General features: G+C 75.1%; 25 protein-coding genes and 1 other RNA gene. 13 read left to right on the forward strand and 13 right to left on the reverse strand.

Features of this window, described 5'->3' with window-relative positions; translation table 11 throughout:
• Window positions 1-135 precede the first annotated feature (135 nt).
• The gene (locus ACFV6D_RS17340; protein WP_380560404.1) at window positions 136-951 is read left to right on the forward strand and encodes a site-2 protease family protein; all 816 of its coding nucleotides are present in this window, start codon (window positions 136-138) and stop codon (window positions 949-951) included.
• A gap of 166 nt (window positions 952-1,117) precedes the next feature.
• On the opposite strand, the gene ACFV6D_RS17345 is transcribed toward ACFV6D_RS17340, so the two are convergent.
• A complete protein-coding gene (locus ACFV6D_RS17345) occupies window positions 1,118-1,318 on the reverse strand; it encodes a hypothetical protein (RefSeq protein WP_363372195.1) in 201 nt (66 codons plus the stop codon).
• Window positions 1,319-1,507: 189 nt separating this feature from the next.
• Window positions 1,508-2,200, reverse strand: a complete 693-nt coding sequence (gene npdG / locus ACFV6D_RS17350) for an NADPH-dependent F420 reductase (protein ID WP_380337556.1) — start codon at window positions 2,198-2,200, stop codon at window positions 1,508-1,510.
• Between the two features lie 47 nt (window positions 2,201-2,247).
• Between npdG and ACFV6D_RS17355 the strand changes: the two genes are divergently transcribed.
• The gene (locus tag ACFV6D_RS17355; protein WP_380560405.1) at window positions 2,248-2,853 is read left to right on the forward strand and encodes a hypothetical protein; all 606 of its coding nucleotides are present in this window, start codon (window positions 2,248-2,250) and stop codon (window positions 2,851-2,853) included.
• 112 nt (window positions 2,854-2,965) lie between these two features.
• On the forward strand, window positions 2,966-4,351 hold the full coding sequence (locus ACFV6D_RS17360; RefSeq protein ID WP_380560406.1) for an MFS transporter: 1,386 nt from the start codon (window positions 2,966-2,968) through the stop codon (window positions 4,349-4,351).
• Between the two features lie 57 nt (window positions 4,352-4,408).
• Here the strand turns inward: ACFV6D_RS17360 and ACFV6D_RS17365 are convergent, their stop codons facing one another.
• Window positions 4,409-4,642: a hypothetical protein gene (locus ACFV6D_RS17365; RefSeq protein WP_063347360.1), complete on the reverse strand. Its 234-nt coding sequence runs from the start codon at window positions 4,640-4,642 to the stop codon at window positions 4,409-4,411.
• Between the two features lie 104 nt (window positions 4,643-4,746).
• Between ACFV6D_RS17365 and map the strand changes: the two genes are divergently transcribed.
• Window positions 4,747-5,592, forward strand: a complete 846-nt coding sequence (map, locus tag ACFV6D_RS17370; RefSeq protein ID WP_380560407.1) for a type I methionyl aminopeptidase — start codon at window positions 4,747-4,749, stop codon at window positions 5,590-5,592.
• Window positions 5,593-5,662: 70 nt separating this feature from the next.
• On the opposite strand, the gene ACFV6D_RS17375 is transcribed toward map, so the two are convergent.
• Window positions 5,663-6,364 (reverse strand): bifunctional DNA primase/polymerase, encoded by a 702-nt coding sequence (locus tag ACFV6D_RS17375; RefSeq protein ID WP_063347362.1) that lies wholly within the window; start codon window positions 6,362-6,364, stop codon window positions 5,663-5,665.
• A 424-nt stretch (window positions 6,365-6,788) separates the two neighbouring features.
• Between ACFV6D_RS17375 and ACFV6D_RS17380 the strand changes: the two genes are divergently transcribed.
• Window positions 6,789-7,019, forward strand: a complete 231-nt coding sequence (locus ACFV6D_RS17380; RefSeq protein ID WP_063347363.1) for a hypothetical protein — start codon at window positions 6,789-6,791, stop codon at window positions 7,017-7,019.
• A 52-nt stretch (window positions 7,020-7,071) separates the two neighbouring features.
• Window positions 7,072-7,269 (forward strand): hypothetical protein, encoded by a 198-nt coding sequence (locus ACFV6D_RS17385; RefSeq protein WP_380560408.1) that lies wholly within the window; start codon window positions 7,072-7,074, stop codon window positions 7,267-7,269.
• A gap of 36 nt (window positions 7,270-7,305) precedes the next feature.
• Here the strand turns inward: ACFV6D_RS17385 and ACFV6D_RS17390 are convergent, their stop codons facing one another.
• The gene (locus ACFV6D_RS17390; protein WP_380560409.1) at window positions 7,306-7,962 is read right to left on the reverse strand and encodes a PadR family transcriptional regulator; all 657 of its coding nucleotides are present in this window, start codon (window positions 7,960-7,962) and stop codon (window positions 7,306-7,308) included.
• A 187-nt stretch (window positions 7,963-8,149) separates the two neighbouring features.
• On the opposite strand from ACFV6D_RS17390, the gene ACFV6D_RS17395 reads away from it, so the two are divergent.
• Together ACFV6D_RS17395 and ACFV6D_RS17400 are read left to right on the forward strand one after the other, a co-directional pair.
• Window positions 8,150-8,548: an ACT domain-containing protein gene (locus tag ACFV6D_RS17395; RefSeq protein WP_380560410.1), complete on the forward strand. Its 399-nt coding sequence runs from the start codon at window positions 8,150-8,152 to the stop codon at window positions 8,546-8,548.
• Between the two features lie 100 nt (window positions 8,549-8,648).
• Window positions 8,649-8,906: a hypothetical protein gene (locus tag ACFV6D_RS17400; protein ID WP_063347367.1), complete on the forward strand. Its 258-nt coding sequence runs from the start codon at window positions 8,649-8,651 to the stop codon at window positions 8,904-8,906.
• Window positions 8,907-9,043: 137 nt separating this feature from the next.
• On the opposite strand, the gene rnpB is transcribed toward ACFV6D_RS17400, so the two are convergent.
• From rnpB to ACFV6D_RS17425, 5 genes are all read right to left on the reverse strand, one after another.
• An RNA gene (gene rnpB / locus ACFV6D_RS17405) (RNase P RNA component class A) lies at window positions 9,044-9,440 on the reverse strand.
• Between the two features lie 13 nt (window positions 9,441-9,453).
• A complete protein-coding gene (locus ACFV6D_RS17410) occupies window positions 9,454-10,941 on the reverse strand; it encodes an MFS transporter (RefSeq protein ID WP_380560411.1) in 1,488 nt (495 codons plus the stop codon).
• A gap of 90 nt (window positions 10,942-11,031) precedes the next feature.
• Complete coding sequence (locus tag ACFV6D_RS17415; RefSeq protein ID WP_380560412.1) at window positions 11,032-12,489, reverse strand: RNB domain-containing ribonuclease; 1,458 nt, start codon at window positions 12,487-12,489, stop codon at window positions 11,032-11,034.
• A 130-nt stretch (window positions 12,490-12,619) separates the two neighbouring features.
• Window positions 12,620-12,991: a type II toxin-antitoxin system death-on-curing family toxin gene (locus ACFV6D_RS17420; RefSeq protein ID WP_063347370.1), complete on the reverse strand. Its 372-nt coding sequence runs from the start codon at window positions 12,989-12,991 to the stop codon at window positions 12,620-12,622.
• Entirely contained in the window at window positions 12,988-13,338 is a 351-nt protein-coding gene (locus tag ACFV6D_RS17425; RefSeq protein WP_380560413.1) for a hypothetical protein, read from the reverse strand. The genes ACFV6D_RS17420 and ACFV6D_RS17425 overlap by 4 nt, the downstream gene beginning before the upstream one ends.
• A 142-nt stretch (window positions 13,339-13,480) precedes the next feature.
• On the opposite strand from ACFV6D_RS17425, the gene ACFV6D_RS17430 reads away from it, so the two are divergent.
• Both ACFV6D_RS17430 and yaaA read left to right on the forward strand, forming a co-directional pair.
• Window positions 13,481-13,921 (forward strand): DUF3995 domain-containing protein, encoded by a 441-nt coding sequence (locus ACFV6D_RS17430; RefSeq protein ID WP_079135552.1) that lies wholly within the window; start codon window positions 13,481-13,483, stop codon window positions 13,919-13,921.
• 117 nt (window positions 13,922-14,038) lie between these two features.
• The gene (yaaA, locus tag ACFV6D_RS17435; RefSeq protein ID WP_380560414.1) at window positions 14,039-14,824 is read left to right on the forward strand and encodes a peroxide stress protein YaaA; all 786 of its coding nucleotides are present in this window, start codon (window positions 14,039-14,041) and stop codon (window positions 14,822-14,824) included.
• Window positions 14,825-14,873: 49 nt separating this feature from the next.
• Here yaaA and ACFV6D_RS17440 read toward each other — a convergent pair whose 3' ends face one another.
• From ACFV6D_RS17440 to ACFV6D_RS17450, 3 genes are read right to left on the reverse strand one after another with little or no spacing between them, the layout of a single operon-like run.
• A complete protein-coding gene (locus ACFV6D_RS17440; RefSeq protein ID WP_063347373.1) occupies window positions 14,874-16,010 on the reverse strand; it encodes a bifunctional RNase H/acid phosphatase in 1,137 nt (378 codons plus the stop codon).
• Window positions 16,011-16,014: 4 nt separating this feature from the next.
• The gene (locus ACFV6D_RS17445) at window positions 16,015-16,758 is read right to left on the reverse strand and encodes a zinc ribbon domain-containing protein (protein WP_063347374.1); all 744 of its coding nucleotides are present in this window, start codon (window positions 16,756-16,758) and stop codon (window positions 16,015-16,017) included.
• 23 nt (window positions 16,759-16,781) lie between these two features.
• Window positions 16,782-17,618: a Nif3-like dinuclear metal center hexameric protein gene (locus ACFV6D_RS17450; RefSeq protein ID WP_380560415.1), complete on the reverse strand. Its 837-nt coding sequence runs from the start codon at window positions 17,616-17,618 to the stop codon at window positions 16,782-16,784.
• 632 nt (window positions 17,619-18,250) lie between these two features.
• Here ACFV6D_RS17450 and ACFV6D_RS17455 point away from each other — a divergent pair.
• From ACFV6D_RS17455 to ACFV6D_RS17465, 3 genes are all read left to right on the forward strand, one after another.
• Window positions 18,251-21,469, forward strand: a complete 3,219-nt coding sequence (locus tag ACFV6D_RS17455; protein ID WP_380560416.1) for a lanthionine synthetase LanC family protein — start codon at window positions 18,251-18,253, stop codon at window positions 21,467-21,469.
• Entirely contained in the window at window positions 21,466-23,463 is a 1,998-nt protein-coding gene (locus ACFV6D_RS17460; RefSeq protein WP_380560417.1) for an alpha/beta hydrolase family protein, read from the forward strand. The genes ACFV6D_RS17455 and ACFV6D_RS17460 overlap by 4 nt, the downstream gene beginning before the upstream one ends.
• 269 nt (window positions 23,464-23,732) lie before the next feature.
• Complete coding sequence (locus ACFV6D_RS17465; RefSeq protein ID WP_159398410.1) at window positions 23,733-23,876, forward strand: VenA family class IV lanthipeptide; 144 nt, start codon at window positions 23,733-23,735, stop codon at window positions 23,874-23,876.
• The last annotated feature ends 76 nt before the right edge of the window (window positions 23,877-23,952 follow it).

A 23,952-nucleotide genomic window follows, 5' to 3' on the forward strand; every position in this document is an offset into this window, starting at 1 on the left:
AGGGGTCCCTCACCGGCGGCGGAACCCGGACGGGGCCCTCGGACGTTCACCCGGGACGGCTTGTCCGGTCACCGGCCCGCCCGGCATGATCGATCCCCTGCCCGCTTTTCCTCGGACACCCGGAGCACCCACACCATGACCTTCGCCGCCACGCAGCGCTCACGCAGCGAGGACCGCCGGATCAGCCCGGTGTTCTGGGTGCTCCTCGCCGTCCTCGCCACCTCCGGCTGGGCGGTGTACTCGGGCTACGGGAACGCCTCGTTCGGGGTGTTCCTGTTCGTGGTGGCGGGCTGGATGGTCTCGCTGTGCCTGCACGAGTACGCGCACGCCCGCACCGCGCTGCACGGCGGCGACATCAGCGTCGGCGCCAAGGGCTACCTCACGCTCAACCCGCTGAAGTACACCAACGTGCTGCTCAGCTTCGTGCTGCCGATCGTCTTCGTGATCATGGGCGGCATCGGCCTGCCCGGCGGCTCGGTCTGGATCGAGCGGGACCGGATCCAGGGCCGACTCAAGCACAGCCTGATCTCGGCGGCCGGGCCGCTGGTGAACGTGGTGTGCGCGGCCCTGCTGCTGATCCCGATCGGCGCCGGCTGGCTGGACGACCCGACGGTGCACGCGGTCTGGAACGGCTACGAGCTGAACGTCTCGCCGTTCGCGGCCGCGCTCGGCTTCCTCGGCCTGCTCCAGCTCAGCGCCGCCCTGCTGAACCTGCTGCCGGTGCCCGGCCTGGACGGCTACGGGATCGTCGAGCCCTGGCTGTCCTACAAGACCCGGCGCGCGGTCGAGCCGTTCGCGCCGTACGGGCTGCTGGCCGTGTTCGCGCTGCTGTGGCAGCCCGAGGTGAACTCGTTCTTCTTCGGGGTCATCCACGACCTGATGAGCCTGTTCGGCGTGGACCAGGACTACGCGACGCTCGGCCGGTACCTGTTCAGCTTCTGGAAGAACTAGCCGGCTAGGGGCTCTCTTTCGGATCACGTCGGATCAGCGCGCGGCGTCGGAGTGCGTGCATCGCAAGGCGGAGGAGGGAGTCCATGCGGAGTATCGGCGACCGACGACAACGCGGCGAGGTGCGTGCTCCGGCGTCGCGCGCCCGGCGTGATCCGAAAGAGAGCCCCTAGCCCTGCTCGGCTGCCGCAGCGGCGGCCGTGGCCTCGGCGATCTTCGCGCGGCGGCGGTTCATCCAGAGCACGTTGCTCGCCACGCCGGCCATCGGGAGCCAGATCAGGCCCAGCCAGAAGCCCTGGGTCAGCGAGACCACGGCGGCCGCCAGCGCGAGGACGACGACGATCAGGGCGAAGAGAGACGTGCGGGGCATGGCGGGAGGCTCCTAGGGCCGGGTGCGGTCAGCCGGGTTGCGGCCGCACCCATTGTCGCCGACCTCACCTCCGGAACTGGTCCAGGGGTGAGGCCGACACGGCTCGACCGGATCTCGGAGCGGACTGTCCCGAACGGTCCGGTCCCAGACCGTTCGCTCCCAGACCGTCCGATCTCAGACGGTCCGGTCTCAGACGTCCGTCACCCGCAGGCCCGCGTGGGCCTTGTAGCGGCGGTTGACCGAGATCAGGTTGGCCACCAGCGACTCCACCTGGTGCGCGTTGCGCAGTCGGCCCGCGAAGATCCCCCGCATGCCGGGGATCCGGCCGGCCAGCGCCTGCACGATGTCGGTGGCGGCCCGCTCCTCGCCGAGCACCATGACGTCGGTGTCGATCTGCTCCACCGACTCGTCCTGGAGCAGCACCGCCGAGAGGTGGTGGAAGGCGGCGGTGACCCGGGAGTCCGGCAGCAGCGCGGCGGCCTGCTGGGCGGCGCTGCCCTCCTCCGGCTTCAGCGCGTACGCGCCCTGCTTGTCGAAGCCGAGCGGGTTGACGCAGTCAACCACGATCTTGCCGGCCAGTTCCTCGCGCAGCGCGGTCAGGGTCGCGGCGTGCCCGTCCCAGGGCACCGCGACGATCACCACGTCGCTCTCCCGGGCGGCGGTGGCGTTGTCGGCGCCACGCACGCCGCGGCCCAGTTCGGCGGCGGAGGCCTCGGCCCGGGCCGCGTCGCGCGAACCGATGATCACCTGCTGGCCGGACTTGGCCAGTCGCAGGGCCAGGCCGCGCCCCTGGTCGCCGGTGCCGCCGAGGACACCGACCACCAGCTGTGAGACGTCCGGCAGTTCGTGGGCCGGGTTTGTCGCTGAATCGAGGGAAGTCATGGGCCGATCCTGTCAAACCCCCGGCCGGACGCGACATTCTGGGCCGCATGGACGCGGTGAGAGTTTCGGCACTCCGGCAGCACCTGGCGGGCACCGGCTGGCTGGAGGCGGTCGGCGGCTTCGCCGGATCGCTGCGGCGCTCGGTGTCGCGGCGCGCGGCCGGCGAGCTGCTGCTGGTCGGCACCGAGGCGTACGAGCCCTGGCATCTGGCCGCGCACCTGGCGGACGAGGCCGCCTGGTCGGCCGTCCCCCGACTGGTGCCCACCCTGCTGCGGCACGCTCCGCCGGCCGGCGCCCCGGCGCACCTCGCGCACGGCCTGCGCCGGCTCACCGGGGCCGGGCGCGGCGCCACCGTCCTGGTGGTGGCGCCGGAGGCGGCCGGCCCGACACTGCTGGAACGGGTGCAGGACGCCCGCCGGCACGGCGCGACCGTGCTCGCACTGGACGGCGCCGCCCCCGCCGAGCCGGGCGACCTCGGCGGGCTCGCGCACGAGCGGCTCGCCGTCGGCACCGCCGACGAGCAGCCCTTCGACCTCGCCCAGCACCTGGTCAGCGCCGCCGCCGGGCGGTCCCCGGGCCGCCGCACCGCGCTGGACCGGCTCGCCGAACTCGCCGGCCGGCTGACCGTACCGCCCGCGATCAGCCGCTGGTAGCCCGGGCCGGGCCCGGCCCACCCCTGCCCACCCCGGCCCGGCCGTGACGGCCGTGTGCCGGGCTGAAAAACCCTTTGCGAACCCGGCGGCCCGCGTTCGAGGATGCTGGTTCGTGAACGACGACGAACCCCCGCATCCCCCCGGCACCTCCGGACGGTCTCGCACGCTGCTGCGCTCGCTCGCGCCCGACCTCTCGCCCTGGCGCGCCTCCCGCGACTTCCGCTTCCTCTGGCTCTCCGGCTGCGTCACCAGCTTCGGCAGCTACCTGACCTACGTCGCCGTGCCGATGCAGATCAAGGAACTGACCGGTTCCTCCTTCGCGGTCGGCCTGATCGGCGCCTTCGAGCTCGTCCCGCTGATCGTCTTCGGCCTGTGGGGCGGCGCCCTCGCCGACGCCCTGGACCGCCGGAAGCTGGTGCTGCGCGCCGAGGCCGGGCTGGGCCTGCTCGCCGGCCTGCTGCTGCTCAACGCGCTGCTGCCGTCCCCGCTGCTCTGGCCGATCTACCTGGTCGCCGCGCTGGTCGCGGCCTGCGACGGGTTGCAGCGCCCGGCCCTGGACTCGCTCACCCCGCGGATCGTCCCGCACCAGCACCTGACCGCCGCGTTCGCCCTCAACTCCCTGTACCGCAACGCCGCTTCGGTGGCCGGGCCGGCGCTGGCCGGCGTCGTGGTGGCGTTCTCCGGGGTGGGGACGGCGTACGCGCTGGACGTGCTCACCTTCGCCGCCTCGCTGCTGCTGCTCGTCCGGATCCGGGCGGTGCCGCCGGCCACCGGCGCCGAGCGGCCGTCGGTGCGGGCGGTGCTCACCGGCGTCCGGTACGCGTGGAGCCGCAAGGACCTGCTCGGCACCTACACGATCGACCTCTGCGCGATGCTGTTCGCCTTCCCGGTGGCCGTCTTCCCCTTCCTGGCCTCCGAGTTGGGCGCGGACTGGGCGCTCGGCCCGATGTACGCGGCCTCCGCGGCCGGCGCCCTGCTGGTCGGGGCGACCAGCGGCTGGACGTCCCGGATCCACCGGCACGGCCGACTGCTGGTGGTCGCCGCCGTCGGCTGGGGCGCGGCCATGGCCCTGGCCGGCCTGTCCGGGAGCATCTGGCTGGTGCTGCTCGGCCTGGCGCTGGCCGGCGGCGCCGACGAGATCAGCGGGCTGGCCCGCTCGACCATGTGGAACCAGTCCATCCCGGACGAGGTGCGCGGCCGGATGGCCGGCGTCGAACTGCTCAGCTACTCCGTCGGCCCCCAGCTCGGCCAGGTCCGGGCCGGCACCATGGCCGGGCTGGTCGGCGTCCGCGCCGCCGTCTGGAGCGGCGGTCTGATCTGCGTCGTCGCCGTCCTCGCGGTGGCCGCCGCGCTGCCCAAGCTGCTCGCCTACGACGACCGCACCGACCCGCACACCGCCGCCGTCCGCGCCGGGCACGAGCGCGCGGAGCGCGAGCGGGAACAGCAGCGCGAGCGGGGGCAGCAAGGCGAACGGGAGGCCGCCGCGGCGACGGACTGACGCCGACTTGCTGACGGCGCCGGCTTGACGGCAGAAAGCCGGACGCCGCCCCGGACGCTACTCGCCGCCGCCGTCCTTCGGCGTGTCGTTCCAGCGCTCGTCCCCCTGCCGCCACTCCCGGTTGCGCTCGTCGGCGAGTTGCAGGGCGTGCGCGGCCTCCTCCGGGCTGTCGTACGGGCCGAGGCGGTCCTTGGCGGGGCACTCCGGCCCCTCCTCGACCTTGCCGTGCTTGATGCAGTAGAACCACTCGCCGGGCTTTCCGGTCGGCTTGCGGTGGAATCCCAGGGGCATGGTGCCCTCCCGTCGACGCGTTGGGGTCGTACCGATCATTCCCCGGCCGGGGCCTCCGCGCACACCGCCCGGGCGCGCCGGGGGCGGCCGTTAGACTCGCGGCCATGGCTCTCGTACCCGGCATCCAGTCCCCCACCCGCAAGGTCCCGGCGCACATCGCGCGCCCCGAGTACGTCGGGCGGCCCGCCCCGACGCCGTACACCGGGCCCGAGGTGCAGACCGCCGAGACGATCGAGAAGATGCGGATCGCGAGCCGGATCGCCGCCCGGGCGATGGCGGAGGCCGCCAAGCTGATCGCCCCCGGCGTCACCACCGACGCGCTGGACGCCGTCGCCCACACCTACATGTGCGACCACGACGCGTACCCGTCCGACCTCGGCTACCGCGGCTTCCCCAAGTCGGTCTGCACCTCGATCAACGAGGTGATCTGCCACGGCATCCCGGACTCGACCGTGCTCCAGGACGGCGACATCGTCAACATCGACGCCACCGCGTACATCCACGGGGTGCACGGCGACCTCAACGCCACCTACCTGGTCGGCGACGTCGACGAGGAGTCCCGGCTGCTGGTCGAGCGGACCCGCGAATCCCTCGACCGGGCGATCAAGGCCGTCAAGCCCGGCCGTCAGATCAACGTGATCGGGCGGGTCATCGAGTCCTACGCCAAGCGCTTCGACTACGGCGTGGTGCGGGACTTCACCGGGCACGGCATCAACACGTCGTTCCACTCCGGCCTGATCATCCCGCACTACGACAGCGAGCGGGCCACCGAGGTGATCAAGCCGGGGATGACCTTCACCATCGAGCCGATGCTCACCCTGGGCACCTACGACTACGAGATCTGGCCGGACGGCTGGACGGTCGTCACCAAGGACCGCAAGCGCACCGCCCAGTTCGAGCACACCCTGGTGGTCACGGCGGACGGCGCGGAGGTCCTCACCCTGCCGTGACCCCGGCCGGGCGCCGGGCGGCCCCTGGAAACCGCCGAGCCGCCGAGCCGCCGAGCCGTGGGGCGCCGGTTCAGCCGATGAGCCACTGCTCCTCGGCGACGGCGCCCACCTCGGTGCAGGCGTCGGTGAGCACGTCCAGGACGCGCAGCGGGTCCGGCAGCGGCTGCTCGGGCCCGCGCAGCCACCGCACCTGCGAGCCGTCCGGCAGCGCGGCCGGCGGCAGCAGGGTGTACGAGCCGCGGCAGTGCCAGCGCAGGCCGGGGTGCTCGGACATGGTGTCCGGGGTGGAGTCGAGGACGCTCGGCCACCACTCGTCCTCGTCCTGCGGGGTGCCCCGGGTGGCGGTGAAGAACAGGTAGCGGTCCTCGCCGACGGCGGCGACCGGGCCCTCGACGCCCCGCTCGGTCAGCCGTTCCAGGGCCAGCCGGCCGGCCTCGACCGGGACGTCCAGCACGTCGTGGGCGCGCCCGGTGGCGGTGATGAAGTTGGTCTGCGGATCGCGGGCGAGCCAGCGGGCGAGCTGCTCGGGATCGGTCGTGGCCTGGGTCTGCCAGGCGAAGGAGACCGGGTGCTGGGCGGGGGCCGGACATGCCACCCGGTCGCAGGAACAGCGGTAGCCGGCCGGATGCGCGGCCGGCGCGAGCGGGAATCCGGCGCGCACCGCGCCGAGCAGCTGATCGAGTCGGGCGGCGGGGCCGTCCACGTCACCCGACCGGGCCCGCTGACGCTCACGCTTCTGCCACCAGGTCGTCCACCTGCCGCCGGCTTCCATCGGGCCCCTTCCGCGCACTGCCGTACCTGGTGCGGCACAGCGTTCGACGTACCACTCCGACGCAACGCACAGCGCCCCCCGCTGCTTCCCGGGGCGGTGCTCGGCCCTGCTGTCCACGCCCTGCCGACCGGGAACCGGGGTCACCGGAGGGCCGACGCCCGGGTCACGGTACGCAGTCGCGGCAGCACGCTGTCCGCGCCAGGTCGGCCGGAGGGCGCGCGGATCCGCGCCCCGCCCGGCCCGTACGGGGCCCGCTGACCCGGGTGAACCCCGGGGGCGTAACAGGAAGGATAAGGGTGCGCGGGGCCTCCGGATGACCGGGGGCGGTGCCTCTCCGGTCACACTCCCCGCACCCGGCAGGATCCGCCGGACGGGCCCCGGGCGTGTGCGCCGGTCACCCGTGCGGAGGTGAGACCCTGGTGGGGTGAAGAGCGCGGACACCGAATTCGTCGGCGGCCCCCTGGACGGCCGCATCCTCCCCATCCCGCTGGGGCCGATGTTCGGCGTGCCGAAGACCTACAAGGTGCCGGTCCCCGCGCACGGCGACTCCCCCGCGCGCACACTGGTGTACGTCCGGTCCAAGCAGGTGCGGGGCATCAGCTGGCACTGGCGCTACGAGTTCGACGAGGCGGCCACCGCCCGCGCGTCCGGCTGACGGCCGCGCCGCCCGCACCGGCCGCCGCCCCCAGCCTCCCCGGGAGGACGGCATGGCGAGAACGGCACGGCACCCCCGCAGCCGCCCCCAGGCGGTCGCGCACCACAACCGGCAGGTCGCCGGCGTCACCGGGGCGCTGCTGGTGGCGGTGTGCGTCTACACCGTGGTGATCGGCCCGAACGGCTGGCTCTGGTTCGGCTGGGCGGTGCTGCTGCTCGCCTGCGTGGCCCTGTTCACGGTCCGCCCCTGAGCAGCCGCACCGCCTGTGCCCAGCCCCCCACGGCGGTCAGTCCTCCTCGGCGAGGATCAGGTAGAGCTTCTTGCGCGCCTCGGTGAGCACCGTCAGGCCCTTGGCGCGCTGCGCCTCGGTGCCCGTCGCCATCACCTGGCGGATCGCCTGGTCGACCGCGGCCAGCGCCTGGCCGACCTCCTGGACGGCCTCCCAGTCGACCTCCCGGCCGGCCTCCGCCCACGGCTCGGCGGGCCCCGCCTCGGCCTCGGCCCGGCCCGCCTCGGTGAGCGACACCAGCCGCTTGCCGCCGACCTCCTCCGCGGTGATCAGGCCCTCCTCCTCCAGCAGTTGGAGGTTGGGGTAGATCGAGCCCGGGCTGGGCCGCCAGGCCCCACCCGTCCGCTCGGAGATCTCGGCGATCATCTCGTAGCCGTGCATCGGCCGCTCCTTGAGCAGCGCCAGCAGCGAGGCCCTGACGTCCCCGCGCCGCGCCCGGCCGCCACGCCGCCCGTGCGGACCGCCGCGGCGCCCGCCGTGGCCGCCGAAGCCGTGCCCGAACGGACCGCCCATCGGCCGCCCGGGGCCACCGCCGCCGAACGGCGGCGGGCCGAAGCCGCCGAAGGCCTCCCGGCCCTCGAACTCCCGCCCTTCGAAGTCCGGCCCCGGCCCGCGGCGCCAGCCACCGCGCGGACCCTCGCCGCTGAACCGCATTCCCGGATTTCCTCGGTTTCCTGAGCGCATGGCGCTCACCTCCTCGTTCACCGAGCCAGTCGAGTTACTGTCTCGATAGCTCGACGATATATCGGCGACTGTCGCTCGTCAACGGATTCCGACACGAACGGCGCACCGGCGCCCCACCCCACCGCCCAGGCCCCGTCCGGCCGCTACGGTGACGGGCATGGCCGGTGAACGAGACCTCGCGAAGCTGCTGCACGGGATGCGCCCGCTGCTCAACCCGGGGCGGTACGTGTACTGCACGCTGCCCGCCAAGGTGCCCGCGGGCATGCGGCCGGTGGTGACCGTCGCCGAACCCGAAGGGGTCACGGTCGTCGTCGCCCAGGAGGAGGCCGACGCACTCGGGCTGCGCTACGAGTACGTGGCCGCCTGGATCACCCTGCAGATCCACTCCGCCCTGGAGGCCGTCGGCCTCACCGCGGCCGTCGCCGGGCGCCTCGCCGAGGAGGGGATCAGCTGCAACGTGGTGGCCGGCTTCCACCACGACCACCTGTTCGTCACCGCCGACGACGCCGACCGCGCCGTCCGGGCCCTGGAGGAACTCGCCAGCCGCTCCGCCTGACGACGCCGTCGAGTGGCCGCCCCCGCACGGCCCTCCGACACTGGGAACGGCTGCCCGGCCACCCCGGCCGGCCGGCCCCCACCGGAAGGAGACGGCCGCCATGGCCACCTGCGTCACCTGCGGCAACGACTACTGGCTCGCCTTCGAGATCAAGACCATCACCGGCGACACCTACACCTTCGACAGCTTCGAGTGCGCGATGGAGAAGCTCGCGCCGCGCTGCGAGCAGTGCCAGGTCCGCATCGTCGGCCACGGCGTCGAAGTGGCCGGCCGCTTCTTCTGCTGCGCCAACTGCGCCCGCGTCAACGGCGGCCTCGGCGACCAGATCCGCGACGCCGTCGGCGCCCGCCCCGCGTAACGGCAGGCAAGCGGAACAGTCGGCCTGTACCCCCGGTTCTGTCTCCCGAGCCGCTCGCGCGACCGGGGCGGCCCCACGACAAAGGCCCCCTGACCTGCGACTTCGCAGATCAGGGGGCCTCAGTCAAGCTAGGGCGGCGGAAGAGTCGGCCTGTACGCCGGGTTCTGTCTCCCGGGGTGCTCGCGCGGCCCGGGGAGGCGGCCATCCATCTAGGACTGCCGTTGCCGACAGCCTCGTGCGGTCTACCCGCGGACTCGGGCGAGCAGCCCTCAGTCATCCGCGCACGGCGCCCGAGGGCACCGATCTTGACCTTGCTCCAGGTGGGGTTTACCGAGCCGGCCGAGTCACCCCGGTCGCTGGTGGTCTCTTACACCACCGTTTCACCCTTACCCGCCGCCGAAGCGGTGGGCGGTCTGTTTTCTGTGGCACTGTCCCGCGGGTCACCCCGGGTGGGCGTTACCCACTACCCTGCTCTGTGGAGCCCGGACGTTCCTCGGCGGGTCAAGGACCCGTCGCGGCCGCCCGGCCGGCTCTTCCGCCGTAGTGGTCATCGTAGCCGCTCGGGTGGGGCCTCCCGTACACCGGAGCGGACCACGGGCGGATCGCCGCCGAGGCGGGCGGCCACCCGGACGGCGGTCGCGGTCGCCCACGGGGTGGTGGTCGCCAGGCCGAGGAGGAGGATCGCGGCGCCCAGGCCCACCAGGATCCACCAGCCGGCGTGGCTGGCCGGGGCGAAGCCCGTCGCCACCGGGCCGACCACGGCCGAGGTGACGACCGTACCGATCACCGCCACCCCCAGCGACTGGCCGATCTGGCGGCTCGTCGAGGCGACCGCCGCGGCCACCCCCGCCTGGGCGCGCGGCATGCCGGAGACGGCCGCGTTGGTGATCGGCGCGTTGACCATGCCGAAGCCGAAGCCGAACAGCCCGTACGCCGCCAGCAGCAGCGCCGCCGGGGAGTCGGCGGCCAGCCTGGTCAGCAGCAGCCCGCTCGCGACCAGGCCCAGCCCGGCCGCGACCAGCGGGCCGCGCGGGCCCCGGCTGCCGACGATCCGGCCGGACAGCGGCGCGCAGACCAGCATCATCGCGGCCATCGGCAGCGTCCACAGGCCCGCCTCGAACGGGTCGTAGTGCCGGACGTTCTGCAGGTAGAGCGTGTTGAGGAAGAGGAAGCCGCCCAGGGCCGAGAAGGCGCAGACCGCGGTGACGGTGGCGCCGGTGAACGGCGCGCTGGCGAAGAACCGCGGGTCCACCAGCGGCTCGGCCACCCTCCGCTCCCACAGCGGGAAGGCGATCAGCGCGGCCACGGCGGCGGCCGCCAGGGCGAGGATCAGCGGGGACGTCCAGCCGCTGCCCGGGCCCTCGATGATGGCCGCGGTGCCGCAGCCCAGCAGGACGATCATCAGCAGCTGCCCGACCGGGTCCAGCCGGCGCGGCCGGGGCGAGCGCGACTCCGGGACGTAACGGGCGGTCAGGAGCATCGCGACCACGGCGACCGGAACGTTGATCAGGAAGATCGACGGCCAGCCCGCGCCCTCCACCAGGAAGCCGCCCAGCAACGGGCCGAGCGCCATCGAGATGCCGACCACGCCGCCCCAGACGCCGATCGCCCGGGCCCGCTCCTTCGGGTCGGTGAAGGTGTTGGTGATGATCGACATCGCCACCGGGTTCAGCATCGAACCGCCGACCGCCTGCAACGCCCGGAACGCCACCAGCCACTCCAGGCTCGGCGCCAGACTGCACAGCAGCGAGCCGAGCGCGAAGCACAGCAGCCCGGTCTGGAACACCCGGCGGCGGCCGAAGCGGTCGGCCACCGAGCCGAACAGCATCAGCAGCGAGGCCAGGACCAGGGTGTAGGCGTCGATGATCCACTGCAGCCCGGACGCCGGGGCGTCCAGGTCCCGCTGGATCGCCGGCAGGGCGATGTTCACCACGGTGTTGTCCAGGCCGACGATGAACAGGCTCAGGCAGCAGATCGCCAGGACGAGCAGTCGGCGGCGGCGCCCCGGGGCGACGGAGGGCTGGGCTTCGGGCACGGGACCGATCCTCCCACCTGGGCGGTGCTCGGGGGCCGCGTGACGGACCGTCCGGGTGGCGGCGCCGGGGGCGCGTGGAAGCGGTAGGGGTCAGACGGCGGCGAAGCGGACGGTGCGGGTGAGCGGGTCGGCCTGCGTCAGCCGGACCCGGATCAGCCCGCCGAGCGGCAGCACCGCCCCGGGATCGGCGCCGTCGCAGCGGGCCCGGACGGCGGGCCGGCGCAGCTGCACCGTGCCGGCCGCGGGCCGCCGCTCGTCCACGTCGATCACCACGGCGGTGAAGTCCTCGCCCTCCCGGCCGGCCAGCAGCTCCGCCTCCACCAGGTCCACGCAGGCCCGTTCGACCTCGGCCGCGCGGCGGTCCCCGCTCGCCATCAGGCCCGGCACGGCGGGCAGCGCCTCCCGCGCCCAGTCCGGCACCTCCTCCCCCGCCGCCACCGCCGCGCACACCTCCTGCGCGAAGCGGTCGCCGAGCCTGCGCAGCGGCGCGGTGCAGTGTGCGTACGGCGCGGCGAGCGCGGCGTGGCCCGGGTCGGCCGGGGCGGGCAGGCCCCGGGACTCGTCGAAGGCGTGGTAGCCGGCGCCGCGCAGCAGGCCGGTGCACGCGTTGAGGAAGGCGGCGTCCATCGGCGCGTCCGGGTCCAGGGAGCGGATCAGCTCCGGGTACGGGAGCGCCTGCGGCCAGTCCACGTCCAGCGCGGCGGCGATCCGGCGCAGCCGCTCGTACGCGGCGGCGGGCGCGGCGGGCAGGGTGCGCAGCAGGCCGACGCCCGCGTCGAGCATCAGGTCGGCCGCGGCCAGGCCGGTGAGCAGCGAGATCTGCGCGTTCCAGCCGTCGGCGGGGCCGGGCGCGCGGTAGCCGAGGACGTAGCCGTGCAGGGTCTCCTCGACCTCCTGCTCGGGCACCGGGAGGCTGATCCCGCCCCGCGCGCGCTCCTGCTCCTCGCGCAGCCGGCCGACGGTGGCGAGCAGGGCGAGCTGTTCGTCGGCGCCGCCGAGGTCCACCGCGCGCTGGACGGCCGCGTAGTCGAGGCGGCGGTGCGAGCGGACCAGGGCGCGGCGCAGGTCGGCGAGCACCACGGCGCCGTCGGCGTCCAGGTCCAGCTGCCAGAGCAGGGCGGGCCGGGGCTCGCCGGGCAGCAGGCTGGCGGCGTCCTCGGAGATCCGGGCGGGGTGCAGCGGGACGCGGTGGTCCGGGAAGTACAGGGTCTCGACCCGGCGGCGGGCCTCGGCGTCGATGGCGCCGCCCGGACGGACGAAGGCGGCGACGTCCGCGATGGCGTAGTACACCCGGTAGCCGCCGCCGGAACGGTGGAGCAGGTGCATGGCCTGGTCGAGGTCGCGCGAGCCGGGCGGGTCGACGGTGAACAGCGGCAGGTCGGTGGCGTCGTGCTCGGGCAGCCGGGGGCGCTCGGCCGCCTCCTCCGCCTCGGCCAGCACCGGCTCCGGCCACTCGGTGTGGATCTCCAGGCGGGCGCGGAGTTCGGTCAGTTCGGTGTTGATCCGGGCGGAGTCGGCGGCCTTGACGCGCAGTTTTCGGCGAGGCATGCAGGCAGCGTAGGGCGAATCGGGTGATTCCGGACGGATCACCCCGCCGGACGCGCCGGGCGGCCGGGCGGCCGGGGCTGCCGGTGCTGCCGGTGCTGCCGGTGCCACTGGACTGCCGGTGCTGGTGGGCTCAGCGCCCCAGCAGCGACTTCAGGTCCTTGCCCGCGAGCACGACGGCGTCGTCGTAGCCGCCGGTGGCCAGCCGGAGCATGAAGGCCACCGCGTCGTCCGGGTGCGGGTCGGTGTACGGCTCGCCGTTGTAGTCCAGGAACAGCAGCATCGCCTCGAAGGCGGTGCGCTTGTTCCGGTCGATCAGCGGGTGGTTGCGGGACAGGCTCTGGCCGAGGGCGGCGGCCTTGGTCCACGGGTCCGGGTAGGCGTCCCCGCCGAACAGGCTCGCCTGCGGACGGGCGATCGCCGAGAGCAGGCCGCCGAGGTCCCGGATGTTCTCCGGGCCGCCGGCCAGGTAGGTGACGTCCTCCAGGTCCAGGTACTCGGTCACAGGTCCTTGAGCCTCTCCAGCGTCTCCGCGTTGGCGGCACGGATCCGGGCGACCATGGCGGCCCGGCGCTCGGACCGGCTCTGCTGGCCGGGCTCCTGCGACTGATCGGTGAGCGCGTCCGGCACCTCGGACTGGCGGACCTCGAAGGCCAGCTCGGCGGTGTCCGACCCGGCCGGGGCCTCGGTCACCCGCACCCGCCCGGCCATCACGGCCTCGGCGGCGGCCCGCACCGCGAACTCCAGGGCCTGCCGGGTCTCCGCCGGCAGGCCGGCGGGCAGGCGCACGGACAGGGACTCCTCCACGGCGTCGTCGTCGCCGGGCACCAGGTCCAGAGGTCGCAGGGTCATCTCGCTCACACTCCTCGCTGCTCACCGTAGTGGCGAACGCCGGGCGGCCCCACCGGATTTCCAACCCCCGGGCGGGGTGGGGCCCGGGTGTGAGCACTCGTAGGCTGGGGTCAAGTGGTCGTTCACGAAGGGGGTTCGGGCAATGGGTGCGGTGAAGGTGACCGGGGCGGCGGTGTCGGGGGTGTTGGCGGCGACGGGGGCGCTGCACGCGGTGTGGGCGGTGACGCCGTGGCCGCTGCGGACGCCGGAGGAGTTCGCGGACACCGTGGTCGGCGCGGGCGACGGACCACCGTCCCCGGCGGCCTGCGTCGCGGTGGCGGGGCTGCTCGGGACGGCCGCGTACCTGGTGGGGGCGGAGGCCGGGGTGCTGCCTGCGGTGGGGCCGCGGCGGCTGCGGCGGGCCGGGGTGCGGGCGGTGGCCGGGGTGATGCTGGCGCGCGGCGCCGGCGGCCTGGTGCTGTTCGGGAGGGCCGTCGAGCGCTCGGAGCGGTTCAAGCGGCTGGACACCCGGTACTACTCGCCGCTCTGCCTGGCGCTGGCGGCCGGGACGGCCGTGGTCGCGGGGGCCGGCGGCGCCGAGTAGCCGCGGCCGGGGCAACCGTCTCGGGGCGGACGGACGGGGCGGGCGGGCCGCCCGGGGCGCGCCGGTTTTGCGTAGGGTGGCGGGGTTCATCCGCCACAGAGTGTTGAGGAGTCCGCTGTGCTGGTGCTGTTGCCGCCTTCGGAGGGCAAGGCCGCATCCGGGGACGGGGTGCCGGTGGCGCTCGACCGGCTGTCGCTTCCCGGGCTGACGGCCGCGCGCGGCGAGGTGCTGGACGCGCTGGTCGGTCTCTGCCGGGGTGACGAGGACACCGCCGCGGAGGTGCTGGGGCTCAGCCCCGGGCTGCGCGGCGAGATCGCCCGCAACGCCGGGCTGCCTGAGGCGGGTGCCCGTCCGGCGGGCGAGGTGTACACCGGGGTGCTGTTCGACAACCTGGGTCTGGCCACGCTGGACGCGGCCGCGTACGGCCGGGCCGAGCGGTCGCTGCTGGTCTTCTCCGGCCTGTGGGGCGCCGTGCGGATCTCCGACCGGATCCCGCCCTACCGCTGCTCGATGGGCGTGAAACTGCCCGGCCCGGGGGCGCTCGGCGCGTACTGGCGGGGCGCGATGGCGTCCGTGCTGCCGGAGGTGGCGGACGGGCTGGTGCTGGACCTGCGCAGTTCGGCGTACGCGGCGGCGTGGAAGCCGGCCGGCGAGGTGACGTCCCGGACGGCGACCGTCCGGGTGCTCCAGGAGCGCAACGGCAAGCGCACGGTCGTCAGCCACTTCAACAAGGCGACCAAGGGGCGCCTGGTGCGGGACCTGCTGGTCGCGGGGATCGAGCCGAAGACGCCGGGCGAGCTGCTGGACGCGCTGCGGAGCCTGGGGCACCGGGTGGAGCTCGCCGCCGAAGGCACGGCACGCAAGCCGTGGCAGCTGGACGTGGTGGTCACCGAGGTGCACTGAGCCCGCTCCGGGGGGCGGTCCCCCGCACCGCTCCCCCGAAGCCAGGCGTTCAGCGCAGGTGCGAGGTGTCGTTGAGCAGCCGCAGCGAGGCGTTGCCGTCCGCGTAGTACTGGACGGCGCAGAAAGAGGCGGCGGACAGCTCCATCCGGTACAGCGCGTCCGGCGGGGCGCCGAGCGCCAGCCGGACCAGCGTCTTGATCGGGCTGACGTGGGAGACCACCAGCACGGTCCTGCCGGGGTGCCGGGCGATGATCTTGTCCCGGGCGACGCCGGCCCGGTGGGTGAGCGTGGTGAAGCTCTCCGTGCTGCCGGTGGGCTTGGCCTTCGCCGAGCCGAGCCAGGCCGCCAGGTCCTCCGGGTGGCGCTCCTGCACCTCGGCGAAGGTCAGGCCCTCCCAGTCGCCGAAGTCGACCTCGCGCAGCCCGTCCTCGTACCGGACCTCCAGGCCGAGCCGGGCGGCGACGATCTCGGCGGTCTCCCGGGTGCGGCGCATCGGCGAGGCCACCACGGCCTGGATGCTGCCGCGGGCGGCCAGTTCCTCGGCGGCCCGCGCGGCCTGCCAGCGGCCCTTGTCGGACAGTTCCGGGTCGCTGCCGCCGCTGCCGGAGAAGCGCTTCTGCGGGGTCAGCGCGGTCTCGCCGTGGCGGAGCAGGACGAAGGTGGTCGGGGTGCCGAGGTCGGCGGGGGCGGCCCAGCCGGCCTTGGGGGCGGCGGTCTCCAGCGGCGGCTCGTCCACCACCGCGGCGGCCCGCGGCCTGGGCTCCCACTGGCGGCCGGCCTTGCCCGCGTCCATCGCCTCGTTGGCGAGCCGGTCGGCGTCCTTGTTCCGCTCGCGCGGGATCCAGGTGTACGTCACCCGGGCGCGCGGGAGGATCGTGCGGGCCTCGGCGGCGAGCGGCTGCATGTCGGGGTGCTTGATCTTCCAGCGCCCGGACATCTGCTCGACGACCAGCTTGGAGTCCATCCGGACGTCCACCGAGGCGTCCGGGTCGAGCTCCCGGGCCGCCTTGAGGCCGGCGATCAGGCCCTTGTACTCGGCCACGTTGTTGGTGGCGTGGCCGATGAACTCGGCGGCCTCGGCGATGATCTGTCCGGTGTCGCCGTCCCGGACCACCGCGCCGTAGCCGGCCGGCCCCGGGTTGCCCCGGGACCCGCCGTCCGCCTCGACGATGAAGCGAGCCGCCACCGGGTCAGGCGCCCGAATCGGCGGTGCGGACCAGGATCCGCGAGCAGTTCTCGCAGCGGACCACCTTGTCGGCCGGCTCGGCCTTGATGGCGTTGAACTCGGTGATGGAGAACTCGGTGCGGCAGCCCTCGCAGCGGCGCTGGTAGAGGCGGGCCGCGCCGACGCCGCCCTGCGTCTGGCGCAGCTTGGTGTAGACCTTCAGCAGGTCGGCGGGGACGACGGCGGCGACGGTCTCGCGGTCCCGCTTGACCTTGTCGGCCTCGGTGTCGATCTCGGCGAAGGCGGCGTCCCGGCGGGTCTCGGCCTCGGTGAGGACGACGGTGGAGTGCTGCAGGCGCGCGGTCAGCTCGGTGACCCGGGTCTGGGCGCTCTCCAGCCGCTCCATGACCTCCAGCACGATCTCCTCCAGGTCGCCCTGGCGCTTGGCCAGCGAGCCGATCTCGTGCTGGAGGTTCTCCAGGTCCCTCGGCGAGGTGATCGCGCCGGAGTCCAGGCGCTGCTGGTTGCGGGCGGACCGGGCGCGGACCTGCTCCACGTCCTGCTCGGCCTTGGTCAGCTCACGCGTGGTGTCGCCCTGCTGGGCCTCGGCGGCGACCACCAGGTCCTTGAGCGCGGTGTGGTCGGCGGAGGCCTTCTCGATCTCGGCGTGCTCGGGCAGGCTCCGGCGCCGGTGGGCCAGCTGGTCGAGCTTCGAGTCGAAGGCCTGGAGGTCGAGCAGGCGGATCTGGTCGGCGGGCGCGGCGTTCAAGGGGAAGGCTCCTGTGAATCGGGTCAGGCGGTGAAGGACATGGGGGCGTGCGCGGTCCACGGGTCGGTGACCCGGTGGGAGACCTTGGTCTCCACGGCCCAGCCGCGCCGGTCGGCGGCGGCGTGCAGGGCCCGCTCGGCCAGGGCGAGCCAGGGCCACTCGGTGGCCCAGTGCGCGGCGTCGACCAGGGCGACCGGCGCCGCCTCGGCGGCCTCGGACGCGGGGTGGTGGCGCAGGTCGGCGGTGAGGTAGGCGTCCACCCCGGCCGCCCGCACCTCGGCGAAGAAGCTGTCGCCCGAGCCGCCGCACACCGCGACCCGGCTCACCAGCCGGTCCGGGTCGCCGGAGACCCGGACGCCCGTGGCGGTGGCCGGCAGGCCCTCGGCCACCTGCGCGGCGAAGGCCGACAGGGGCAGCGGGGGCTCCAGCAAGCCGATGCGGCCGGTGCCGCGGCGGCCCAGCGGGTCGGTCGGGTCCGGCACCAGCGGGCCGGTCACCCGCAGGCCCACGGCCTCGGCGAGCGCGTCCGAGACGCCGGGGTCGGCGTGGTCGGCGTTGGTGTGCGCGACGTGCAGGGCGATGCCGTTGCTGATCAGCGTGTGCACGACCCGGCCCTTGAAGGTGGTCGCGGCGACGCTGGTGGTGCCGCGCAGATAAAGGGGGTGGTGGGTGACCACCAGGTCGGCGCCCCACTCGACGGCCTCGTCGACGACCGTCTGCACGGGGTCGACGGCGAACAGCACGCGGCCGACCTCGGCCTGGGGGTCTCCGCAGACCAGGCCGACGGCGTCCCAGGCCTCCGCCCACTGCGGCGGGTAGACCTCTTCGAGCGCGGTGATGACGTCGGACAGTTTCGGCACCTGTCGAGACTACCGTGCGCGCGGGGGCGGTCGGGCCTCGGCCGTTCGGCGACCTGGGCGGCGGGGCGGCGGCAGCGGGGCGGCCGGTGCAGCGGGGATGCGGCGGCGGCGCGGTGGCGGCGCGGTTCGGACACGGGTGCCGATGGCGTACGGACGCGCGTCAATCTGCGGCGGGGGCGCCCGGGAGGGGCCGGCGCCGGTCGCACGCGCCCGCGCGCCCGGCGCCCACTGCTCACACGGGAGCCCTCGCACGAATTCGAAACCGCTTCCCGATCACCCTTACGAGTGAAGTGACCGGCTCTACGTTGAGCCACTCCCGCCTCGAAAGTAACTTCAGTCCTGCGAACGGGAGTTGCCCCGACCGGGGGTCGGGAAGGCGCTCCGCCGGACACGGGCCCTGGCGAGACCGGGCCCGGGGCGGACGCGGCCGGGGCTACTGCCCCAGGCGCGGCACCGCCGTACCAGGGCGGTGCGCCGCACCGGGGCGGCACGCCACACCGAGGCGGCACTCCCGTTCAGGGGCGGCACTCCCGCTCCTTCCGAGGAAACCGATCAGGCCGGGCCGCACGCCCGGGTGCCGGAGCAGGTGGGCACCCACGGGCGGCGGACGAGACGAAGGGATGTGGTGGCGAATGGCGGCGGGCACATCGCTGCGTACGGCCGGGGGCGGGGAATCGGCGGGCCACGGGCCGGATGCGGCCGGACCGTGGCCGGAGACGACGCGGGCGGCGCTGGCGGAGGCCGGCGGCCGGGGAGGCGGCGGCGACTGGGAGGTCACCGCCGGGGGCTTCTGGTGCACGGCCAGGCCGCCCGCGTCGGTTCCACTCCCGGAGCAGGGCTGGAAGCTCCACGTCAGCGCGGCCTCGGCGGCGGGCGAAGCAGTGCTCGCGGCCGTCGTACGGGCTCTCGCCGACGACCCGTGCCCGTTCAAGTTCGCCGCCGGGGAGCAGCGGCTGCGCGAACTCAACTCCCGTAACAGCGATCGGGGTTCGGCGGGCAAGTTCATCACCGTCTACCCGGCCGACGACGCCCAGTTCCGGCGGCTGGCCGCCGGACTCGACCGGGCCACCGCCGGACTGCCCGGGCCCGTCGTGCTCTCCGACCGCCCCTACCGGCCCGGCAGCCTGGTCCACTACCGGTACGGCGCCTTCGCGGCCCGCGCCGAGCTCGGCCACGACGGGGAGTACCGGTCCGTCCTGCACGGGCCGGACGGCGAACGGGCCGAGGACGTGCGCGGCGCCTCCTACCGGGCGCCGTCCTGGGCCAGCGACCCGCTGGAGACCGGTGCGGCCCGGCCGGGGCCGAAACGCGGCGCGGGCGTGCTGCTCGCCGAGCGGTACGCGATCACCGCCGCCGTACGGCACAGCACCAAGGGCGGGGTCTTCCTCGGCCGGGAGGCCGCGAGCGGCGCCGAGGTCGTGGTCAAGCAGGCCCGCGCACACATCGAGATCGACCGGGCCGGCACCGACGCCCGCGACGCCCTGCGGCACGAGGCCGCCCTGCTGACCCGGCTGGACGGGCAGGGCCTGGCACCCCGCCCGATCGAACTGATCGAACGGGACGACTCCGTCTTCCTCGTGCAGGAACGAATCGCCGGACAGCCGCTCGGCGCGTGGGTCGCCGCCCGGCTGCGGCGCGACGGCAGCCCCGACGTCGACTGGGCCGACGCCGGACCGGTCGCGCACGCCCTCCTCGACCTCGTCGAACGGGTGCACGCCCAAGGACTCGTCCTGCGCGACCTCTCCCCCGGCAACGTGATGGTCCGCCCCGACGGCCGCCTCCGGCTCGTCGACCTCGAACTCGCCGCCGAAACCGGCCGCCCCGCCGGCTCCGCCGGCACCCCCGGCTACCGCGCCCCCGAACAGGGGCCCGGCCGGCTCGGCCTCGTCCACGACGGCACCTGCGTCGCCGACCCGGCCGTCGACCTGTACGCCCTCGGTGGCCTGCTCTTCCTCCTCGCCACCGGCCACGACCCGCTGCTCCCGGACGACCTCCCCCGGGCCCGCCCGGTCACCGAGCGCCTCGGCCGCTGGCTCGCCCTCGCCGCCCGCACCGGCACCACCGCCCGCCGCCTCGCCCCCGCCGTCCTCGGCCTCCGGGCCGAACAGCCGGGGCAGCGCTGGAGCCTCGCCCAGGTCAGGGCGGAACTCGCGGGCGGAGCCACTGCGGACGCCCGGCGCGGCGATGACACACGCCCGGGCGGGGCTCCCGGTGCCGCGCACGGGCATGAGACCACCGCCGCCGTCACCCCTCTGTGGCAGGCCCCGAACCGGCGGACCGCGCACACCGGGCACCCCGACGGCCCGCATGCCGCCGGCCCGACCGGCGCCGCCGCCACCGCACCCCCGCAGCGAGCCGCCGACGGCAGTGCCGCGCCCGCCAGGGCCGGTGCCATGCGGGCCGCCGCCGCTCCGCCGTGGCGCGCTGCGGCCCACCGGGCCGCGCCCGCCGAGCACTCCACCGACGCCCACGACGACCGTTCCGCGACCGACCCGGCCGACCCGACCGCCGCGACCGCCGCGACCGGCGGCCCCCGGGCTGCCGTCCGACCCGACGGCGCCGCTGCGGACGCCGCCTGCCGCGCGTCGGTCGGCCTCCTCGACCGGGTGCTGTGCGACGGCCTGCGGCAGCTGGCCGTCACGGCCACGCCGCTGCGGCGGGACCGGTTGTGGCCGGTCGTGCCCGCCGGGGAGCGGACGGATCCGTGCAATGTGCAGCACGGCGCCGCCGGGGTGCTGGCGGTGCTGGCGCGGGCGGTGGCGGCGGAGGGCCTGCCGGGCGAGGTGCGCGCGGAGGCCGCGCGGACGGCACGGACGGCCGCCGGGTGGATCGAACAGCGCCTGGCCGCCGAGCCGGTGGTGCTGCCCGGGCTGCACTTCGGACGGTCGGGGACGGCCTGGGCGCTGCTGGACGCCGCCCGGGCGTTGGGCGACGACGCGCTGGCCGTTCGGGCCGCCGCGCTCGCCCGGCGGATCCCCGTCGAGTGGCCCAACCCCGACGTCTGCCACGGCGCGGCCGGCTCCGGGTTCACCCAACTCCGCTTTGCGGCGGCAGACATCACCTCCCTCGATCCGGCCTTCCTCGACCGCGCCGCCCACTGCGGCCGCGCCCTGCTCGCCGCCGCCCGGCACGAGCCGTACGGGCGGGTGTGGCCGGTACCGGCGGACTTCGACTCGGCGCTCGCCGGGATCACCCACCTCGGCTTCGCGCACGGCGTGGCCGGTGTGGGCACCTTCCTGCTGGCCGCCGCCGAGGCGACCGGCGACCGCGACCTGCTCGCCGGCGCCGTCGAGGCCGGGCGCACACTCGCCGCGACCGTCCGCTGGGACGCGCCGCGCGAGAGCGCCTGGTGGCCGCAGAGCGCGGACGATCCGGACCGCGTCAGGCTGGCGCACTGGTGCAGCGGCTCATCCGGCGTGGGCACCTTCCTGCTGCGGCTCTGGCGGGCCACCGGCGACGCCACCGCGCACGGGCTGGCGCTGGCCGCCGGGCGGGCCGTACTGGCCGGGCGCTGGCACGGCGGGGTGAGCGCCTGCCACGGCCTGGCCGGCGACGGCGAGTACCTGCTCGACCTCGCCGAGGCCGCCGATGTCGCCGACGAGCCGGAATTTCGGTCCAGCGCCGAGGAGTTGGCGCAGCTGATCGCTGCTCGGTCGGCGCTGCGGGGCGGCCTGCTGGTGCTGCCGGACGAGACCGGGACGGGCTGCGCGGCAGGCTACGGCACCGGCGCGGCGGGCGCATTGGCCTTCCTGCTGCGGCTGCGGCACGGCGGCCCCCGGCTCTGGGTGGATCCGGTGCCGCCCGCCGTACGCCGGTCCCAGGGCGCGGCAAGCGGGGTGAGCGGGGCATGAACGTGGCCACCCGGACCGTCGCGCAGGCGCTGCGCCGACTGAGTTTCACCTTCGCCGCCGACGGCGGTCACGCCGCCTGCCTCGCCTCGGCCGCCGACGGCGGCTGGTACGTGGAGAGTTGGCGGCTGCCGTCGGACGGCGGGCCGGCCACGCCGCTCGCGTTGCCGCTGCCCGGCAACCGGTCGGAGAGCCTGCGTTCGCAACTGGTCGCGCTGCCGGACGGCTCGGTGCTGGTCTGCCGGCACGACGGCGAGCGGCACGACCTGGTCCGCCTCTCGTACGGCGAGAACGGCGCCGTGGAACAACAGGTGGCCACGATCCGGATGCCCGGGCTGCGGCTGCTGCCGATCCCGACGCCCCCCGGGGCCGGTCCGCGCACGCCGGTGGCGCTCGCCCTCGGGACGGACACCCGCCCGGCGACCACCGCCTGGCTGGTGCGGACGGACGGCAGCGAGCCCGAACGGGTCGCCGAGATCCCGGGGTTGCACGGCGGCGGCGCCTGGCTGGACCACGCCGGGGCGCTGCTGGCGCTGGACCGGGTGAACGCGGGGCTCGTCCGCACCGTGGTGCTGGACCTGCGCAGCGGCACGACCACCCCGCTGCTGGAGATCGGCGAGCGCAGCAACGACCGGCTGGTGCTGTTCGACCCGGACAGCCGGTTCGCGATGGTGCGCAGCGACGCACCGGGCACCGACCGGCTCGGCTGGGGCGTGCTGGGCGGCGGCGAACCGCTGCGGTTCCCGGAGTGCCTGCACGTCGCGGGCATGTTCCTGCGGCCGGTCGCGCTGCGGCGGACGGCGGACGGCCCGCAGGTGGCGGTGCAGGTCGACCACGGCGCCGGCTCCGCGCTCGCCCTGTGGCGGGCCGCCGCCGGCCGGCTGGACCAGCTGCCGGTGCCGCCCGGCCGGCTCGGCGCGGTCGGCCACTGGGGCGGGGCGGCGCTGCGGCTCCCTTACTCCTCGCCCGACCACCCGGCGGCGCTGGCCGCCCTGGACGTGGACGCGCTGCTGGCACACGGCCCGGCGAAGGCCGGGTCCGGCCCGATGCCGCTGCCGCTGCCGCTGCAACTGGCGCCGCTGGGCTCCGGCCTGCCCGGCCCGTGGCGGGACACCGTGCTGCCCTGGCAGCCCGGCGGTCCGCGCACCCCCCGTACCCAGCCGCCGGGTTGGCGGGTGGACGGCAGCACCGCACCCGGGGACGGCGGCCGCTGGCAGCCCGCGCAGAGCCTCGAACTCGCCGGTCCTGCGGGGCCGTTGGAGGCCGTGGTGTACGGCGGGGACACCTGGCTGAGCAGCCCGCACCTGGTGCTGGCGCTGCACGGGGGCCCGGCGGACGCCTGGCGGCTGGAGTTCGACCCGGCCCTTCAGCGGATGGCCGCCGAGGGCCTGGCCGTGATCGCACCGAACCAGCGCGGCTCCACCGGCTACGGGGTGGCGCACGCGATGGCCATCCGAGGCGCCTGGGGCGGGCCCGACCTGGACGACGTGCTGTACCTGCTGGACGGCATCGCCGGCCAGCGCGCGGCGCTCGGGCTGGAGCCGCCGGCCCTGTTCGGGGTCAGCTACGGCGCGTTCCTGGCGCTGCTGGCGGCCGCGCACGCGCCGGCCGAGCAGGTGTCCCGCTGCGCGGTGGTCGCACCGTTCCTGTCCGGCGCCCGGCTACTGGCCGAAGCGGCGGCCCCCGTACGGGCGTTGACCACCCGGCTGGCCGGCGACGAGCCGATCACCGACGCCCGTGGCCCGCGCGACGTCCTCCAGCTGGCGCACCGGCTGAGCGCCCCGCTGCTGGTGGTGCACGGCAACCGGGACGAGGTCGTGCCGGTGAGCCAGTCCCGTTCGCTGCGGCACGAGTTGCTGCGGATCGGCCGGGTCGAGGGCGCGGACTTCCGGTACGTCGAGGCGGCCGGATCGGGCCACGAGGTGCTCGCCGAGGAGGGCGCGGCCGTGCTGCACGAGCTGCTGGCCGCCTTCCTGCGGACCGGCCGACCGGGCTGACCGGAGCCCCGGCACCTCGGTACGTCGACCCCTCGACTCCTCGACTCCTCGACTCCTCAGGACGTCGACACGTCGGTACCTCGACTCCTCAGGACGTCGGCACCTCGACATCTCGACATCTCAGAACGTCGACACCTCACCACACAGACTCCCGGGCCCGACGCGGCCCGGGGCACCACCCCGGCGCGGCGGACCGAGCCGCCCGGGGGCGACACCCGATGCCCGCAGGCAGATCGCGGCGGGCGTAGTTCCAGGGGAGGAACCCGATCATGGAGAACATGGTGGACTTCGAGACCGATCTCGCGGCGCTGCAGGACCTGCCGGAGACCGAGTCCGTCGAGCTGACCGGCCACGGCGCCGGCTGCCAGTACACCTGTCTCATCCTCACCTGCCTGATCTTCACCAACAGCTGATCCAGGCGGTGAGCCGTGGGTGGAAGGCCGTGCTGTCCGGTGGTGGCGAGCCCATGGTCGAGCCGGAGTTCTGCGA

Source organism: Kitasatospora sp. NPDC059812, assembly GCF_042732075.1.
Taxonomy (GTDB): Bacteria; Actinomycetota; Actinomycetes; order Streptomycetales; family Streptomycetaceae; genus Kitasatospora.